The following is a 16,969-nucleotide window of genomic DNA, read 5'->3' on the forward strand; positions in this document are numbered from 1 at the left end:
GCTTGGCGGTCAGGCCTTTGAGGTCGCCGATGCCGTCGCCGTTGCTGTCCTGGAAGGAGCGGACGAGGACCTCGTAGAACACGGCGCGCTTGAACCAGTCGGGATCGCGGTCCTTGGCGGGGGTGTCTTCGAAGGTGTCCTGAACGGGCTCGTTGACGATCATGGTGTGGGTGACCCTCCGATCGGTGAGGACGGTCGCAGGACGAAGAGGTGCGCGGGCGCGCGGCCCGGTTCAAGGCGCACATAGTTCGTCCTGCCCCAGTGATAGGTCTCGCCGGTGAGTTCGTCACGCACGGGCACGGTCTCGTGCCGGTCGAGGCCCAGGTGTGGCATGTCCAAGGAGACCGTGGCCTCCTGGGTGTGATGCGGGTCGAGGTTGGCGACCACCAGAACCGTGTTCGCGCCACTGCGTTTGGAGTACGCGATGATCGCGTCCTTGTCCGCATGGTGAAAGTGCAGATCCCGCAGCTGCCGGAGCGCGGGGTTACTGCGTCTGATCCGGTTGAGCCGCGTGATGAGAGGCGCCAGGGACCGGCCCTCGCGTTCGGCCGACTCCCAGTCCCGCGGCCTGAGTTGATACTTCTCCGAGTTCAGGTACTCTTCGCTGCCCTCCCGCACCGGAGTGTTCTCACACAGCTCGAACCCGCTGTACACCCCCCACGTCGGCGACAGCGTCGCGGCCAGCACCGCCCGCACCTCGAACGCCGGCCGCCCGCCGTGCTGCAGATACGCGTGCAGGATGTCCGGGGTGTTCACGAAGAAATTCGGCCGCATGTAGCAGGCCGCCTCGCCGGACAGCTCGGTCAGGTACTCGGTCAGCTCCTGCTTGGAATTACGCCAGGTGAAATAGGTGTACGACTGCTGGAAACCGATCTTCGCCAGGGTGTGCATCATCGGCGGCCGGGTGAACGCCTCCGCCAGGAAGATCACATCCGGGTCGGTGCGGTTGATGTCCGCGATCACCCGCTCCCAGAACGCCACCGGCTTGGTGTGCGGATTGTCCACCCGAAAGATCCGCACCCCATGACCCATCCACAACCGCAGCACCCGCAGCGTCTCCGCGACCAGCCCGGCCAGATCCGCGTCGAAGGCGATCGGGTAGATGTCCTGGTACTTCTTCGGCGGGTTCTCCGCATAGGCGATGGTGCCGTCCGGACGGTGATGGAACCACTCGGGATGCTCGGCCACCCAGGGATGATCCGGCGAGCACTGCAGCGCGAAGTCCAGCGCCACCTCCAGGCCCACCGCCTGCGCCTGGGCCACGAACGCGTCGAAATCCTCGAAGGTGCCCAGGTCGGGGTGGACGGCGTCGTGGCCGCCCTGCGGGGAGCCGATCGCCCAGGGCACCCCCACGTCGTCGGGGCCGGGGTCCAGGGTGTTGTTGGGGCCCTTGCGGAAGGTGGTGCCGATGGGGTGGATGGGCGGCAGGTAGACGACGTCGAAGCCCATCCGGGCGATCGCCGGCAGCCTGCGCGCGGCAGTGGAGAAGGTGCCGCTGACCGGCGGCCTGCCCGGCTCGACGACCGCACCCTCCGACCGCGGGAAGAACTCGTACCACGACCCGAACAACGCCCGCTCCCGCTCCACCAACAACGGCATGGGGCTCGACTGGGTGACCCGGTCACGCAGGGGATGCTCCGCGAGAACGGCGTCCACGTCCGGGGTCAGGGCGGCCGCGAGACGGGAGGCCGGAGGCAGGGACTCGTCGCGCAGTGCGTGCGCGGCGGCCAGTACCGTCTTTCGCTCCACGCGATCCGGAACTCCGGCGGCGGCCCGCTCGTACAGCAGCGCGCCCTCCTCCAGGACCAGCTCCGTGTCCATCCCCGCCGGGATCTTGATCTGCGCGTGGTGGCGCCAGGTGGTGACCGGATCGGCCCAGGCCTCCACCACGTACGTCCAATGCCCCTCTGTGCCCGGTGTGACGTCGGCGCCCCAGCGGTCGCTGCCAGGGGCGAGTTCGTGCATCCGGGTCCATGGCCGGGGGTGACCGTTCGGGTCGTGCAGCACGACGTCGGCGGCGATCGCGTCGTGACCCTCGCCGAAAACAGTGGCGGTGACCCGGAAGGTTTCTCCCACGACAGCCTTCGCCGGACGCTTGCCGCACTCGACAGCCGGGCGGACATCGACGATGGGAACGCGGCCCATGAGGGTGCGATCCACGGTGCCGCGGCCGCCTGCCCGGTTCCGCTTCATGGGTTTCACCTCCACCGCCTCGAGTTCGCCTACGGTTCGAAAGAGTCGAGTTCTCCTACGGTTACGGTCAGCAGCCGTGTCGGCAGTGCCTATCGCGCTGGTGCCGCCGCGAGTTGTGCCGGCTGTGTGCCGCTCTTCCGGCCACCGCGGCCACCGCTTCGGCGGCCGGTCCTGCCGATACCGCGGCGAATGGTTCCGCCGTTCCGGATTCCGAAGTACGCGGTTAAATCGGCGCACAGATAGCGCTCGGCGGCGTCGGCGGCCTCTCGGGCGCAGCGCGCCCCCATCAGCACACACAGCGTGTAGCCCGTGTCCTCGAAGTTGTCCCGCGCTGCGCGGTCGGTGGGGGCGGCGAGCATCAGGCGCTCCCAGGCCCGGTACCGCTCCAGATGCCTGGCGACCTCGGCTTTGGCAGGCAGCAGCATCTCACTGGTCACCTTCCTCCTCGCGGGTGCGCACGGTTCACCGGAACGGTGTGCGAAGGCCGTGCGCGGAGAGGCGCCGACCGGTTATCACCGTCGGAGCTTTCACTCATGGTGCACGCGTCACCACAGAACGTCCTGTTGTGTCTTCAACAACATCAGTCGCTCTGTTCCCTCGTGTTGCACGAACGGAGTACTGCTCTCACCCTGGAGTGACTCAGAAGCGATCAATGCACACGCTCCGTGTTCGGGCTCGGCCCGGCAGGGGCGAGGAGGAGCGAGGGCTTCGCCGGTGAGGAGTCAACGACGATGAAGACCGTAGTGCCCTGCTACTACCACCTCGACGTGGAGGTCAGCCCGGAACGGGTCGCACAGGTCAGGCGCATCCTGGCCGCCCACCTCCGGTACTGGAACCTGGAGGACCTCGTCGAGCCCGTCTGTCACTGCACCGAGGTGCTGCTGCACACGATCGACGAGCATGCGGTGGACAAGAACACCACCATCGAGATGTGGTGGAACGGCCAGCACCTCATCACCGCCGTGTCGGACAACGACGCGGATCTGCACCCGAACTACGCCCAACCAGGCTGCCTGGCCCATATCGCCGCCGTGAGCGACGGCTGGGGCTGCTGTGCCACGGGCGCCGGCGGCAAGATCATCTGGTTCTCGCGCCGGGCTCGCGCCGTCGAACGCGCTCCCTTGGTCCCGACCACTCCCGCCCCCAGCCTGCGGGAGTCACGCCCCATGCCCCGCGAGGCGCCGATGCCGGCCCTGGCCGGTTCCGCACCGGCGAATCTGCTCACGGCGGCATCCGGGAGCGCCCGCTCCCGGGATGGGGAGGGCTCGCCGCGCAGGTCTGTGATGCGCCCTTCCGTGTGAGCCCCGACCGGTGTCGGCGTGCGCGTCCGTTCTTCAGCGGGCGCGGGGAATGCCATACGCGCGCTCGACGCGCAGGCGCAGGACGAGGCGGCGGTCGCGGACCATGGCCGCGCGGTAGTCGTCCCAGTCGGGATGCTCGCCCTGGACGTCGCGGTAGAGGCGGATGAGTTCCTCGACCGTCTCGTCGTGCGGATCCCGCGCCACGGCGGAGAGGTCGGCAAGCCCCTCCACGACCGTGTAGGCCCAGCGGTCCTCGCTGGTCACGTGGTACGACGCCCGCGGATCCCGGCGCAGGTTGCGCGTCTTGGCGCGGTCGTCGGTGATGGACACGCGCACGGTCCGCTCGTCGGGGTAGTACGCGTGGTTGACGTTCGACAACTGGGGCCGTCCGTCGCGTTTGAGGGTGACCAGCACTCCTCCGTCGTACTCGCCGAGCAGCTTGAGCAACGTGTCCTGGCTCGTGTCCTGGGTCATGCGCTGATCAACGCTGCGGACGTCGCGAGGCATTCCGTTCAGCGATGTGGCGCGGCGATCGGGATCGCCGCGCCACGCGCTGCTTGCAGCTGAGAGTGGTGGTCCTACTACCGGGATTCGTGGTCATGCCCACCGGAGGGATCTGGTTGCTCCGGCTCCGTCGGCGCAGGCTGTCCGCATGAACGACATCAAACGTCTGGAGGTCACCAGCCGGGTGACGCCCCTGCGTCGCCTCAGGGGTGCCACGTACGTTCCGCGGTACCACTTGCACTTGCCGCGCGATCCGGATCGGCCGACCGACGTGGCTCGGGGTGCCGCTCGGTCTTGTCCGACGACAGCAGCGTGAGCAGGGCTGTCAGGGACGCCAGCGCGGCGAGTACGGCTGTGAGACCGGCGAGCCAGGGTGGCGCGGCGGTGATGTCCACGGCACGGGTGAGGCCCGGCGAGCGGAGTCGGCCTTCCAGCAGCTGGGCCATGGCCAGCGCGCTTGTCAGCAGGACACCCGCGGCGAGGACCGGCAGCGGCCGCTTGCGGAACAGGGCGAGGGCGAGCAGGACGCACAACACCGATGCGCCCATGGCGAATCCGTAGGCGTTGGCCGATGCGCCGCTGCGGTCCGGCGGGAAGTAGGCCAGTCCGCACAGGAGGAGTGCGGAGGCCGCGAGCCGCCGTCGCCAGGCCGGGGAAGCACTGTCCTTCGCGGTCCCGTCGGGCTTCGCACGCACCTCGCGGCCGACCGTGCCCAGGGGTACCGCAGGTCCGTCCTCCGGCGCCTCCGTGGAAGATCCGTCAGCGGCCTGCACCAACGAGTCCTGCGCCCGCTGCCGCTCGGCACGTACTCCCCGCTCCTGGGCCAGACGGCCGATCAGCTGCACGAGTTCCTCCACGGGCCGACTCGTGGCGACCGCCCGCACCGCCTCTTGCGCGCAGTGGGGTTCCAGCGGGGACCGGTGCAGGAGTGCCATCAGCCGGGTGACGTCCTCCACGGGGCGGCCCTCGGCGGCCGCGCGGATCGCCTCGTCGGCGCTGTCGGCGTTCCTCGGCGGCTGCGTCAACAGGGCCACGAGTCGGCTCACGTCCTCCACGGAACGGTCCGTGCCGACCGCCCGCAGCGCATCGGCCGTGGCGGCCGCGTACTCCGGTGACTGCTCGAGCAGCTTGATGAGCTGTATGACCTCGTCCAGCGGCCGGTCGGCGACGGCGGCGTGCACCAGCCCGTCGACCGGATCCGCGTACAGGCGCCCCAGGCCGCCATCTCCGGCTGCGGGAGACACCTCCGAGGGCGATGTCCCCGAAGGCGACGTCTTCGACGGCGACGTCTCGGAAGGCGATGTCTTCGAGGGCGATGTCTTCGAGGACGGCATCTCTGAGGACGGTATCCCTGAGGACGACACGTCCGGGTACCGTGCGGGCGCGGGGTCGACCGGGGCCGGCGGTGGCGTGGCAGCCGGCCCTTCCTCCGTCGCTGGGGCGGCAGGCGCGGGGTGGTGGTAGACGGGGGGTGCCTGCGGCCGTGGGGGTACGTCGACCACACGCTCGGGAGGTATGCCGGAGTGGTCCGGCTGGAAAGGCGAACGGGTTGTCATACTCGGCTCCTACGAAGGGCAGCGGACGCTGTCGCGCCCCTGACGTGCGGCACGAGATTCCGGTATTCGACCTTTCTAGGCGCCCGCCCCGGACCCCGCATTCGGGACGAGCCACACGTGTGACGCCCTGCCGGCCCAGGACCGCGCCCTATTGCCCGAGCCGGGCGGCCAGGTGTTCGGCGAGCATGAGCGTGGGCAGGTGGGTGTTGGCCCGGGGGACGGTCGGCATGACGGATGCGTCGGCGACGAGGAGCCCTTCGAGCCCGCGCACGTGACCGGACGGGTCGACGACGGCATACGGGTCGTCGGGCGGGCCCATCCGGCAGGTGCCGACCGGGTGTTGATACACGTTGAGCCCCTCGCGGAGGGCGTCGTTCACGTCGGTCGTGTCGCCGGGCCACAGCTCGTCGTCCACGAAGCGGGCCAGGGGCGGAGTCCGGGCCAGCCGCCGGGCCTGGTGGAGGCCGTCGGCCAGGGGCGGGGCGTCCTCGGGCGCGCGAAGCAGTCCCACGTCGATGTCGGGCGGCGTGCGCGGGTCGGGCGAACGCAGCCGCAGACGCCCCCGCGAGTGGGGTACCAGCAGGGCCACGAGCAGGACCAACTCGCCGTCCTCGGGCCCGCTGGGAAAGATCTGCAGGCCGGAATCGGTGGTGAGGAGCATCTGCCGGGGCGGGACGGAGACCGGGCCGCGCGAGGCGTATCGCAGCCGGAGCAGAGGGTGGTCGTGCAGGTTGGCGCCGACCCCCGGCAGATCGACGGCCACCGGGATCCCCAGAGTGCGCAGGTGATCGGCGGGGCCGATGCCGGACCGCAGCAGGACGGCCGGGCTGCCGTACGCGCCCGCGGCGAGCACGACGCGGTCCGCCTCGATCTCCTCTCCCGGTCCGACGGACCGGACACCGAGGGCCCGGCCCCGGTCGATGACCACCCGGTCGGCCGTCGCACCGCTGCGGATGGTCAGGTTGGGGCGCCGGCGCGCGGTGGCGAGGCAGGTCAGGGCGGTCGACTGCCGTACGCCGCCGATCTGGTTCAACGGCAGGGGCCCCACCCCGACCGCCCCGGGCGCGTTGTGATCGGCCACAGGCGGGTGCTCCGCCGCGACGCACGCGTCCCGGAACGCCTGCTGGACCGGCGCCGGTTCGTCGGGACGGCAGATGGGAACCGGCCCGGCATAGCCGTGCCAGGCATCGCCCCCGAAGTCCAGATCGCGCTCGACGGCGGCGAAGTCCGCCAGCACCTCCTCGTACGACCATCCGTGGTTGCCGGCCGACGCCCAGGCGTCGTAATCGGCGGGCCGCCCCCTGAGGGCCATCACGTTGTTGGTGGCCGAACTCCCGCCGAGCAGCCGCCCCGCGAAGACCGGGGAGCGGCGTCCCAGGGCGCCGAGCTCGGCCTCCAGGCCCCAGTCGTAGTCGGTGGGACCGGGGTCGTCGGCGTCGATCACGTCCGGCGGCTGCCCTTCGGCGGTCGGCCCGAAGTCCGGACCCGCCTCCATCAGGAGCACCGAGCGCTCCGGGTCCTCCGCGGCACGTGCGGCGAGGATCCCGCCCGCTGCTCCTCCTCCTACGATGACGGTGTCGTAGCGCATGGCCGCCGAGTACCCGGGACCCACGACGAACCACAGGCAGGCCTCACCGGAACACGTTGTCGTCCTCCCAGGCGAAGGACTCGACGGCCGTGTTCCGTCGTGCGGCTCTGGAGGATGTCGCGTACATCGCGTCGATCTCGGCCGCGAAGTGCCGCGCGATGGCGTCCCTGCGCAGCTTCATCGAGGGCGTCATCAGCCCGGTGGCCGGCTCGAAGGGCTCCGGGAGGATGCGGAACACCCGGATGGATTCGGAGCGGGACACCGTGCTGTTGGCCGCCGCGATCGCGCGCTTGACCTCTTCCCGCAGGGCGTCCTGCTCGCGTATGTCCCGGCTCGACACTTCTCCCTGTACGGGCAGGTTCGCGCGCCAGTGGGCGAGAAAGTCCGGATCCAGGGTGATCAGGGCTCCCACACAGGGCCGGTTGTCACCCACGACGACCGCCTGATGGATGAGGGGGTGGACCCGAAGGCGTTCTTCGAGGGCCGCCGGAGCCACGCTCTTGCCGCCGCTCGTGATGATGATGTCCTTCTTGCGCCCGGTGATGGCCAGATACCCCTCGGAGTCGACCCGGCCGATGTCCCCGGTGGCCAGCCAGCCGCCGCGGAGCGCTTCCCTGGTGCCCGGGCCGTCGTTGACGTACCCCTGGAACACCGAGGGACCGTGCACCAGGATCTCCCCGTCCTCGGCCACGCGGACCTCCGTGCCCGGCAGGGGGCGTCCGACGGTTCCGAACTTCTGCCGCCCCACGGGCTGCGCCGTGATCCCGCCGCTCGTCTCCGTGAGCCCGTACCCGTCGTGGATGAAGATGCCGATTCCCGAGTAGAAGAGGGCCAGTTGACGGTTCAGGGGAGAACCGCCCGAGCACGCGCCGCATACTCTTCCGCCCAGCGCGGCCCGCAGTTTCCGGTAGATCGTCCGTTCGTAGAAGGCGTGCTGGGCCCGCAGTTCGAGGTTGGGTCCGGGGCCCGTTCCGAGCTGCTGCCGTTCGACGGCGCCGGCGAATCGCCGTGCCGTGTGGGCCGCGCGGTCGAACAGCGCGCCGTGGCCCGCCTGCTGGGCCTTGCGCAGGAAGTTCTTGTAGATCTTCTCGAAGATGAAGGGGACACCGAAGACGAACGTGGGGCGAAACGACAGGAAGGCCGCGGAAAGTGTCTCCTCGCGCAGCTCGGCTTCGTGTGCCATCAGCAGGCCGCCGCGTACACAGATCCCTTGGATCATGAGGCCGTACACGTGGGAGAAGGGCAGAAAGGCAAGGATGGCCGGCTGCTCTCCGGGCGGCGCCGTCGTGTGTGCCCAGCCGGCCAGCAGGGCATCGCTGGGGCTCGCCAGATTGCGATGGCTCAGGGCGCATCCCCTGGGGTGCCCGGACGTGCCGGACGTGTAGGCGATGGCCGCGGTCGAGTCGGGGAGCACGATGCGGCGCATCGAGTCGACACCCGCGAGCGGTACCGAACGGCCCAGTTCCACCAGCTGCGCGAGGGCCCCGGCGTCCAGCTGCCAGACGTGGCGCAGCTGAGGCAGCGCGGCGCACGCCGAGCCGACGGTCATCAGGCCCTGTTCGTCCTCGACCACCACACCCACGCAGTTGGCGTCGCGGAGGATCCACGCGACCTGGTCGTGCGACGAGGTCGGGTAGATCGGGACGATCTCGGCTCCCACCGCCCAGAGCGCGTAGCTGAGTACGGTCCACTCGTAGCGGGTGCGAGCCATGATGGCCACGCGGTGCCCCGGATACAGCCCGGACGCGATGAAACCCCTGGCCAAGTCGGTGACTTCGTCCCGCAACTCGATCGCGGTCACCGGTGACCAGGTCATGGGGGAAGTACCGGAACGGCGTGCGATCTGCGGAAGCAACGGAGTGCGCTCCGCCGTGTCGAAGAGACTGTCTGCGAGTCCTCCCTGCATCAGGGGCAGAGCCGGTGACGGAACTTCGGACACGTGCATGCGCCGCTCCAGCATTCTTCTCACAGCGCCCTCGCCGATGGAGGCTTGGGAACCGGGGCGATCGAAATCTAACCCACACCGAAGACAACCGCGTCCTGAACCCCCAAGTGGCTTGATCTGACGGCGTTTCAGGCCTGATTGATCGTTTCGTACGGGGGAGGGCCGGATGATTCGCGCATGGATGAGCAGGCTCATACGGGACGGACGTAGTAATGGGTATGTCGATGTTCATGGCGATCAGGCACGATTGCGGTGGTACGGGGATGCCGGGCGGAGTACACGGGTGATGAAGCGGGAACCACGTCCGCTCCTCGCCCGCGTCGGTGGTGAGGACGCCGTGCCGCCCGCCGCAGCGCCCGCGCCCTCTCCCGCACCCGACGGGCCCGCCTCGGCGCCCGACAGGAGTCCATGGAGCCGGCTCGAAGTGCTGCGCCGGCATCGTCGATGGCTGCTCCCGCTCGTCGTGGCCGTACTGCTGGGCCAGATGGCGGTCGCGATGGTCACCACGGCCGTGGAGCAGACGCCGACCATCGACGAGCCCGTGTACGTGGGAGCGGCCGAGGTCTATCTGGAGCAGCACAGCCTGCGCTACAACCCCGAGCATCCGCCGCTGGGCAAGCTGGTCATCGCGGCCGGTCTGGCGTTCACCGATGTGCACCTCGACCCCGCCTTCACGGGCGACCAGACGGCGCTCGGGCGGCATCTGCTGTACGAATCGGGCAACGATCCGTGGCGAGTGATGCTGTTCGCACGGCTGCCCATGATCGTACTGACGCTGCTGTTCGGCTTGGTCGTCTTCGCGTTCGCGCGCGATCTCGCCGGCCCGGTGGGCGGGTTGGCGGCGCTCGCGCTGTACGCGTTCTCGCCCGATGTCATCGCGCACGGATCGCTGGCCACACTCGACGTACCGGCGGCCGGCTTCCTGCTGACGTCGGTGTGGCTGCTGTGGCGGGCCCGCGGACGGCCGGTCCTCTATCTCCCGCTCGCCGGTCTCGCGCTCGGCGCGGCGCTGGCGACGCGCATGAACACCCTGGTGGCGGTGCCGGTGCTGCTGCTCCTGGCCGTCCTGTCGTTCTGGTCCGCCCGTCGCACACGGGGCCTCGGCAGGCGCGGGACGCTGCGACTCGTCGCGTACGGCGTGGTGGCGGCGGCCGGTGTGGCGCTGGTCGCCGTCGCCGTGGTGTGGGCCACCTACCTGGCCGTCGACCCGCGGCTGCCCTGGCCGACGCCCAGGAATGTGCCGGACATCCGCGGGAAGCGCGGCCTCCTCACCGCCTGGCTGCCGCTGCCGGAGCCGTACCGCGACGGCATGCGCATCCAGTTCGGCATCGAGTACTCGACGAAGGGCGGCGGCTTCCTGTTCGGCCGGCGCTACTTCGGCGCGCTGTGGTACTACCTGCCGGCCGCGGTGCTGGTGAAGACGCCGCTGGGCATGCTCGCGCTGTGGGCGGCCGGTGGCATCGCCCTGCTGACGGTTCGCCGGCTGCGGCCCGCGGCGCCGTACGTGCTGGTGCTCCCGGCGGTGCTGTTCGCCATGCTTCTGGAGGGATCGCGCGGCTTCGGGGTCCGGTACGTCATCTTCATGCCGATGTTCCTGGCCGTCGCCGCGGCCGGCGTACTGGCCTTCCGCAGACGGTGGGCGTACGGGGTGACGGCGGCGCTGGTCGTGTTCGTCGCGGTGAGCTCGCTGCGGACGTATCCGTACTATCTCCCGTACTCCAACGAAGCCTTCGGCGGGCCTTCGAAGACCCACCTGCGTCTGCACGACTCGAACGTCGACTGGGGCCAGGACCTGGGCCGCCTGGCCGACCGCCTGCGGCAGCGCTACCCGGACCAGCGGGTGTGGCTCGTCTACAAGGGCAGTGGCGTCCCGGCGTACTACGGCATCGACGCCCGCGACCCGTTCAAGGCGAAGCCGGACGATGTCCGCGGGCTGTTCGTCGTGTCGAATTCCGCGGTCGCCAAGGCCGAGCCCGGAGGGCCGCTCGAGGCACTGATCGAGAGCAGCAGGCCGATCGACGAGGTCGGCCACTCGATCACGATCTTCCGCCGGTCCTGAGGGAGCCCGGTCCTGCGGGGGAGCCGGTCCTGAGCGGGAGCCGGTCCTGCCATACGAGCGTGACGCGGTTGCCCGGCGGTGGCGCCGTGTCCTTCTCACGCCACCGCCGTGCCGGGTGCCGACGTCAGGCGGCGGTGGCGGTGGCCTCGGAGGTGAGCTGCTGGATGACCTCGGTCAGACCGGCGACGACCTCGTTGTCCTCGGAGGGGTGGGTGTCCGCGAAGCGGGTGACCGAGCCGGGGATGGAGAGCTTGACGTCCTCCAGGACCGTACCGCCGGCGATGCCGGCGGACTTGCGGGCGTCGTCCTGCGCCCACACGCCGCCGTACTGGCCGAAGGCGGTGCCGACCACGGCGACCGGCTTGCCGGAGATGGCACCGGCGCCGAACGGGCGGGACAGCCAGTCGATCGCGTTCTTCAGCACGGCCGGCATGGTGCCGTTGTACTCCGGCGAGAACAGCAGGAACGCGTCGACCTGGCTCGCCGCGGCACGCAGCCGGGCGGCGGCCTCGGGCACGTTGCCCTCGACGTCGATGTCCTCGTTGTAGAACGGCACCTCGGCCAGGCCCTCGAAGAGCGTGATCTCGACGCCGGCGGGAGCGTGCTTGACGGCCGTCTCGGCGAGCTGACGGTTGTGCGAACCGGCGCGAAGGCTGCCGACGAGAGCGAGGATGCGTACAGACATGGTGTGGAACTCCCAGAAAGAGTGAGCCGGAGCAAACGGACCGCGGTCCGCTACTGTTGTACCAGCCAAACGGACCGCGGTCCACTTGTATTCCTCTGGCGCTAGGCTGAAGTCATGACCGAGCCGCTCCCACCCTTTCCCGATGTGCAGGACACCCTTGGGCAGGTGGATCTCACACTCCCCTCGGCCGGCGGGCGACCCCCGCTGCGGGCCGACGCCGCGCGTAACCGCACGCGCCTGCTGGAGGTGGCCGCCGAGCTCGCCGCCGAGCGCGGGGCCGCGAACGTGACCATGGAGGCCGTCGCCACTGCCGCCAAGGTCGGCAAGGGCACCGTCTTCCGCCGGTTCGGCGACCGGGCCGGGCTCATGTACGCGCTCCTGGACCACCACGAGCAGCAGCTCCAGGCCGCTTTCCTCATGGGCCCGCCCCCGCTGGGCCCTGACGCCCCCGCCGCCGAGCGCCTGCGTGCCTTCGGCCCGGCCGTCATCCGTCACGAACACGCCCACCGCGACCTCTACCTGGCCGCCCACGAGGACGCCGCCCGAAATTACCGCGGCCCGGCGTACCAGCTCAGGATCGGCCATGTCGCCCTGCTGCTACGGCAGTTGAAGACGGGCGGCGACATCGAACTCATGGCGCACACTCTGCTCGGCTACATCGGCACCCTCCTCGCCGACCACCTGGTGACCCAGCGGGGAATGTCCTTGGAACGACTGGAAGCCGGCTGGTACGACCTCGTCGCGCGCCTCGGCGCAGCCGCGTAGCCCGCCGGGAAAAGACACCATAAGAATTCGGCCACGCGCGGCAACCTTCGTGCGGCCGGTGGCGACAAGGAGGTGCGGGCCAACCGCAACTTCAGAAAACTTGAATGAAAGTAACGACGTGGGTAAGAGAGCAGCCCATCGCGGGGCTCGGCGCAGGACGACGAACCGTCGAAGAAACGTGCTGATCAGCGCGCTGGCCGCGGTCCTGACCAGCGGCGCGATCGTCGGTGGGGTGCTCATGTCGGCTTCCGCGTCCGGACCCGACGCCGGGACGTACCAGCTGGTGAACGCCGCCGACGGCAGGTGTCTGACCGTGCCGTCGAGCGGTGTGCAGTTGGGGGCGGTGACCTGTGACGATGCCGCCGCGCAGACGTGGCAAGTCACCGAGTCCGGCGAGGGGTTGAGGGTGAAGGCCGCGTCAGGAGGCCTGTGCGTCGACGTGAGGAGTGCGTCGACGTCGGGCGGCACGGCCGTGCAGCAGCAGAGCTGCGGTGACGGCACCTCACAGGTCTGGAAGGCTCGCGAGGCCGGCGAGGCGTACCACCTCGTGAACGACAACAGCGGCAAGTGTCTGAACATCGAGGGCGGGCTGGCGCAGCAGGACTCCTGTGACAAGGCGAGCAGCAAGAGCTGGACCCTGAGGGCGGTGTCCGACCTGTCTCCGACGCCCACGAAATCCCCGTCTCCGTCGGCGTCTCCCTCGTCATCTACATCGCCCTCGGCGTCCCCGTCCGCGTCCGCTTCCGCCTCACCGAGCAAGCGCGCCAGGGCCACCGCCTCGGCGGCCCCGTCTCGTACCCCTTCCGGCAGCACCGCCCTCGGCGCGTGGCCGAACGCCCCGGCGGGCGAGCGGGTGTCCGCCACCATCGAGGTCTCCGGCAGTTACGACGGCGGTATGAAGCGTTACTCCGGTTCCGGCGAACTGGGCGGCGCCGGGCAGGACGAGGACCAGGACGCCCTGTTCGAGCTGGCCGACGGAGCCGTGCTGAAGAACGTCATCCTGGGTGCCCCGGCCGCCGACGGCATTCACTGCCTGGGCAGTTGCACCCTGCAGAACGTGTGGTGGGAGGACGTCGGCGAAGACGCTGCCACCTTCAAGGGCACGTCCGCATCGGCCACGTACACCATCGACGGCGGCGGTGCGAGACAGGCCGACGACAAGGTCTTCCAGCACAACGGCGCCGGCACCGTGACGATCAAGAACTTCCAGGTCGAGAACTTCGGCAAGCTCTACCGGTCCTGCGGCAACTGCGACACCCAGTACGAGCGCCATGTCGTGGTCAGCAACGTGAAGGCGACCGGCCCCGGCCAGGTGCTGGTCGGCGTCAACGCCAACTACGGCGACACCGCCACGCTCTCCGGCATCACCGTCGTCGGCGACAGGGAACTCACTGTCTGCGAGCGCTTCCAGGGCAACAGCTCAGGCGACGAACCGACGAAGCTCGGCAGCGGCGCGGACGGCACCCACTGCCGTTACACCTCTTCGGACATCAGGTACCGGTGATCGCTGTCGGGCGGCAACTGCCCCACGGCGGTGTCACCCGGCGTGCCCGGGATCGGTGAGGACTGCGTGGATGACGCGTCGTGCGACGGTCGCCATGACCGGGTTCGTGTCCTGGTAGTAGCGCAGTTCGTCGAGCGCGATCGACAGCGCCCAGCCGCGGCCTCGCTCCCAGGCCGCGTCATCGCACTCCAGGGCGGCGCGGAAGACGCCGCGTGCGTCGGGCGGCAGCAGGTACCACGCCGCGATCAGGTCGACGGTGGGATCGCCCAGGCCAAGACATCCGAAGTCGATCACGGCGCCGAGCCGCCCGCGGACGATCAGCACGTTCCCTGGCTGCAGGTCCGCGTGGATCCAGACCGCCGGCCCTGGCCATGTGGGGGCGAGCAGGGCCGCGTCCCAGGCGGCGGTCGCCGCGTCGGTGTCGACGATCCCGCGCAGTTCCTCGATCGCGGCACGCGTCGAAGCGTCTCGCGCGGTCAAGGGCTCACTGCGGTAGGAGGCAGGCCCGTCCGCGGGATCGATCCGGTGCAGCGCGGCGACGAACTCCGCCAGATCCCTGGCGAGCAGGCCGGGATCGGCGATACGCGCGACGGCCGGATTCTCGCCGTCGAGCCAGCGATAGACGGACCACGGCCATGGATAGCCCTCAGCCGGCAGTCCCTTGCCCAGCGGTACGGGAATGGCGACCGGAAGCGACGGAGCAAGCCGAGGCAGCCACTGGTGCTCCTTCTCCACATCGCTCGCGGCGCCCTCGATACGGGGGAGCCGCACGGACATGTCCCCGCCGAGCCGGTACATGGCGTTGGACGTGCCGGCGGACTCGATCAGCTCGACGGGAAGATCCGCCCACTGCGGAAACCGCGCCGCGACCAGCCGGCGTACGAGCGGCACGTCGATGTCCACCTCGTCGGCATGCATGTTGGCGGCGCCCATGAGCACCTTCCTGAAATCGGAGGCTGTCGGCCAAGGGCCCATACGAACGGTCCTGCACGTCACCCGTCAACTCATTTCCCCAGTACAGCTCTGTAGCCTGGAGCCATGGATGGCGGCGTGGTGACGCTGTTCCTGTGCGGCGATGTGATGCTCGGGCGCGGCGTCGATCAGATCCTTCCGCATCCCGGCGATCCGGCCCTGCGGGAGGGCTACGTCGACGACGCCCGCTCCTACGTCGGGGTGGCGGAGGCCGTCAACGGCCCGATCCCCGCCCCTGTGGCCCCCTCCTGGGTCTGGGGCGACGCGCTTCGGGTGCTGAAGGAGGCGTCCCCGGATGCCCGGATCGTGAACCTGGAGACGGCCATCACGCGCAGTGACGCCTTCGACGCCGGGAAGGCGATCCACTACCGGATGCACCCGGCCAACATGCCCGCCCTCACCGTGGCCAGGCCCGACGTCTGCGTCCTGGCCAACAACCATGTGCTGGACTTCGGCCACCCGGGTCTCGAGGAGACGCTCCATTCGCTGTACCGCGCGGGTCTGCGGGCGGTCGGAGCGGGGCGCAACGCCGACGAGGCGCACGCGCCCGCGACGGTCACGGTCAGCCGCAGCGCACGTGTGCTGGTGTTCGCCCTCGGGATGGAGTCCAGCGGCATCCCGCCGGGCTGGGCGGCGACCGAGTACCTGCCCGGCGTGGCCTACGCCCCCGCGCCGACGGCCGCCGAGGCCGCCGCGACGGTCGAGCGCGTGCGGCAGACGAAGCTTCCGGGCGATATCGCGGTCGTCTCCGTGCACTGGGGTTCCAACTGGGGTTACCGCGTCTCCCGGGACCAGATCCGCTTCGCGCGCGCTCTGGTCGACGGCGGCGTCGACGTCGTGCACGGGCACTCCTCGCACCATCCCCGCCCCATCGAGGTGTACCGCGACCGGCTGATCCTCTACGGCTGCGGCGACTTCATCGACGACTACGAGGGCATCCGGGGCTACGAGCGCTACCGCGACGACCTTCGCCTCGCCTACTTCGTCTCTGTGGAGGCGGACACCGGGCGGCTGGCCGGTGTCCGCATGGTGCCGCTGCGGGTCCGGCGGATGCGGCTGGAGCCCGCCTCGGACGAGGACAGCGCATGGCTGCACGAGACACTCGACCGGATCAGCGCAGGGGTCCACATCACCCTGGACCCCGACGGCGCGTTCCGACTCCCGCGTCCGGCCGCCGCGCACGGAACCCGGGGGACGGAGACGGGCAGGTGAACCGTTGGCTGCGGCTGACCCTGCTCGGCGTGGGGGCGATGAACTCGCCGCGGTTCGCCCCGGCCGGTCTGCTGCTGCGGTGTGCCGGTCACCGTGTGGCCTTCGACGGCGGACCCGGGGCCGAACCACCGCCTGGGCGGCTCGCCGCCTGGCTCGTCACTGACGAGCAGGCGGAACTGCGGTCCGAACTGCGGCGGCGCGCGGCCGCGCAGGGCGTCCAGGTGCGGGCCGGTGACCTGGACCTCGGCGAGGTACGGGTGTGCTGCCGCCCGGTGGAGCACACGTCGCACCCCGCGTACGGCTATCGCATCGAGGCGGGCGGCCTGGTGGTGGTCTGGGCGCCGGAGTTCTGGGAGTTCCCGGGCTGGGCCGCGGAGGCGGACCTGATGTTCGCCGAGGCCGCGTCCTGGGACCGGCCGATACGGTTCCGGGGCGGCGTGGGCGGCCATATGTGCGTACGCGACGTCGCCGAGCAGGCCGCACGGCACGGGGTGCGGCGACTGGTGTACGCCCACATCGGCCGGCCCACCATCCGGGCGATCGACGCCGGGTTGAAGCCTCCGACGGGCGAATGGGGCGTCGAAGGCCGCACCTACTCCTTGCGGTGGCACTCCTTGCGGTGGGAGGAGAGGGCCGCCGCCCACAGCATCGGGAGCCCTCGCCGCAGCCGATGACGCGCTCAGCC

14 protein-coding genes and 1 pseudogene are annotated in these 16,969 nt (G+C 70.1%); 7 read left to right on the forward strand and 8 right to left on the reverse strand.

Features of this window, described 5'->3' with window-relative positions; translation table 11 throughout:
• Positions 1-159: 159 nt before the first annotated feature.
• Entirely contained in the window at positions 160-2,193 is a 2,034-nt protein-coding gene (locus G5C60_RS16950; protein ID WP_165260023.1) for an alpha-1,4-glucan--maltose-1-phosphate maltosyltransferase, read from the reverse strand.
• 89 nt (positions 2,194-2,282) lie between these two features.
• Entirely contained in the window at positions 2,283-2,618 is a 336-nt protein-coding gene (locus G5C60_RS16955; protein ID WP_165260094.1) for a DUF5133 domain-containing protein, read from the reverse strand.
• A gap of 306 nt (positions 2,619-2,924) precedes the next feature.
• Here G5C60_RS16955 and G5C60_RS16960 point away from each other — a divergent pair, with 306 nt between their 5' ends.
• Positions 2,925-3,494 carry a pep a2 gene (locus G5C60_RS16960; protein WP_241266862.1) on the forward strand — a complete coding sequence of 190 codons (570 nt, stop codon included), beginning with the start codon at positions 2,925-2,927 and terminating at the stop codon, positions 3,492-3,494.
• A gap of 33 nt (positions 3,495-3,527) precedes the next feature.
• On the opposite strand, the gene G5C60_RS16965 is transcribed toward G5C60_RS16960, so the two are convergent.
• The 4 genes from G5C60_RS16965 to G5C60_RS16980 form a co-directional block, all read right to left on the reverse strand.
• Positions 3,528-3,968 (reverse strand): TIGR03618 family F420-dependent PPOX class oxidoreductase, encoded by a 441-nt coding sequence (locus G5C60_RS16965; protein ID WP_165260025.1) that lies wholly within the window; start codon positions 3,966-3,968, stop codon positions 3,528-3,530.
• A 233-nt stretch (positions 3,969-4,201) separates the two neighbouring features.
• Positions 4,202-5,242 carry a hypothetical protein gene (locus tag G5C60_RS16970; RefSeq protein ID WP_338145843.1) on the reverse strand — a complete coding sequence of 347 codons (1,041 nt, stop codon included), beginning with the start codon at positions 5,240-5,242 and terminating at the stop codon, positions 4,202-4,204.
• A 460-nt stretch (positions 5,243-5,702) separates the two neighbouring features.
• On the reverse strand, positions 5,703-7,142 hold the full coding sequence (locus G5C60_RS16975) for a GMC family oxidoreductase (protein WP_165260027.1): 1,440 nt from the start codon (positions 7,140-7,142) through the stop codon (positions 5,703-5,705).
• Positions 7,143-7,185: 43 nt separating this feature from the next.
• Complete coding sequence (locus G5C60_RS16980; RefSeq protein ID WP_241266863.1) at positions 7,186-9,087, reverse strand: AMP-dependent synthetase/ligase; 1,902 nt, start codon at positions 9,085-9,087, stop codon at positions 7,186-7,188.
• Between the two features lie 286 nt (positions 9,088-9,373).
• Between G5C60_RS16980 and G5C60_RS16985 the strand changes: the two genes are divergently transcribed.
• Positions 9,374-11,146 (forward strand): phospholipid carrier-dependent glycosyltransferase, encoded by a 1,773-nt coding sequence (locus tag G5C60_RS16985; RefSeq protein WP_165260035.1) that lies wholly within the window; start codon positions 9,374-9,376, stop codon positions 11,144-11,146.
• Positions 11,147-11,270: 124 nt separating this feature from the next.
• On the opposite strand, the gene G5C60_RS16990 is transcribed toward G5C60_RS16985, so the two are convergent.
• A complete protein-coding gene (locus tag G5C60_RS16990) occupies positions 11,271-11,831 on the reverse strand; it encodes an NAD(P)H-dependent oxidoreductase (protein ID WP_165260037.1) in 561 nt (186 codons plus the stop codon).
• A gap of 114 nt (positions 11,832-11,945) precedes the next feature.
• On the opposite strand from G5C60_RS16990, the gene G5C60_RS16995 reads away from it, so the two are divergent.
• The 3 genes and pseudogenes from G5C60_RS16995 (at position 11,946) to G5C60_RS52120 (ending at position 14,100) form a co-directional block, all read left to right on the forward strand.
• Entirely contained in the window at positions 11,946-12,596 is a 651-nt protein-coding gene (locus G5C60_RS16995; RefSeq protein WP_165260039.1) for a TetR/AcrR family transcriptional regulator, read from the forward strand.
• Positions 12,597-12,834: 238 nt separating this feature from the next.
• A pseudogene (locus G5C60_RS52115) lies at positions 12,835-13,203 on the forward strand (RICIN domain-containing protein); the annotation flags it as partial.
• A gap of 48 nt (positions 13,204-13,251) precedes the next feature.
• A complete protein-coding gene (locus G5C60_RS52120; protein ID WP_420907380.1) occupies positions 13,252-14,100 on the forward strand; it encodes a pectate lyase in 849 nt (282 codons plus the stop codon).
• A 33-nt stretch (positions 14,101-14,133) separates the two neighbouring features.
• Here the strand turns inward: G5C60_RS52120 and G5C60_RS17005 are convergent, their stop codons facing one another.
• The gene (locus tag G5C60_RS17005) at positions 14,134-15,033 is read right to left on the reverse strand and encodes an aminoglycoside phosphotransferase family protein (RefSeq protein WP_165260041.1); all 900 of its coding nucleotides are present in this window, start codon (positions 15,031-15,033) and stop codon (positions 14,134-14,136) included.
• 105 nt (positions 15,034-15,138) lie between these two features.
• On the opposite strand from G5C60_RS17005, the gene G5C60_RS17010 reads away from it, so the two are divergent.
• Positions 15,139-16,284, forward strand: coding sequence for a CapA family protein (locus G5C60_RS17010; RefSeq protein ID WP_165260043.1), 1,146 nt, complete (start codon positions 15,139-15,141; stop codon positions 16,282-16,284).
• Complete coding sequence (locus G5C60_RS17015; RefSeq protein WP_165260045.1) at positions 16,281-16,958, forward strand: MBL fold metallo-hydrolase; 678 nt, start codon at positions 16,281-16,283, stop codon at positions 16,956-16,958. Before G5C60_RS17010 ends, G5C60_RS17015 begins: the two co-directional genes overlap by 4 nt.
• Positions 16,959-16,969: the final 11 nt, after the last annotated feature.

This window comes from Streptomyces scabichelini (assembly GCF_011045015.1).
Taxonomy (GTDB): Bacteria; Actinomycetota; Actinomycetes; order Streptomycetales; family Streptomycetaceae; genus Streptomyces; species Streptomyces scabichelini.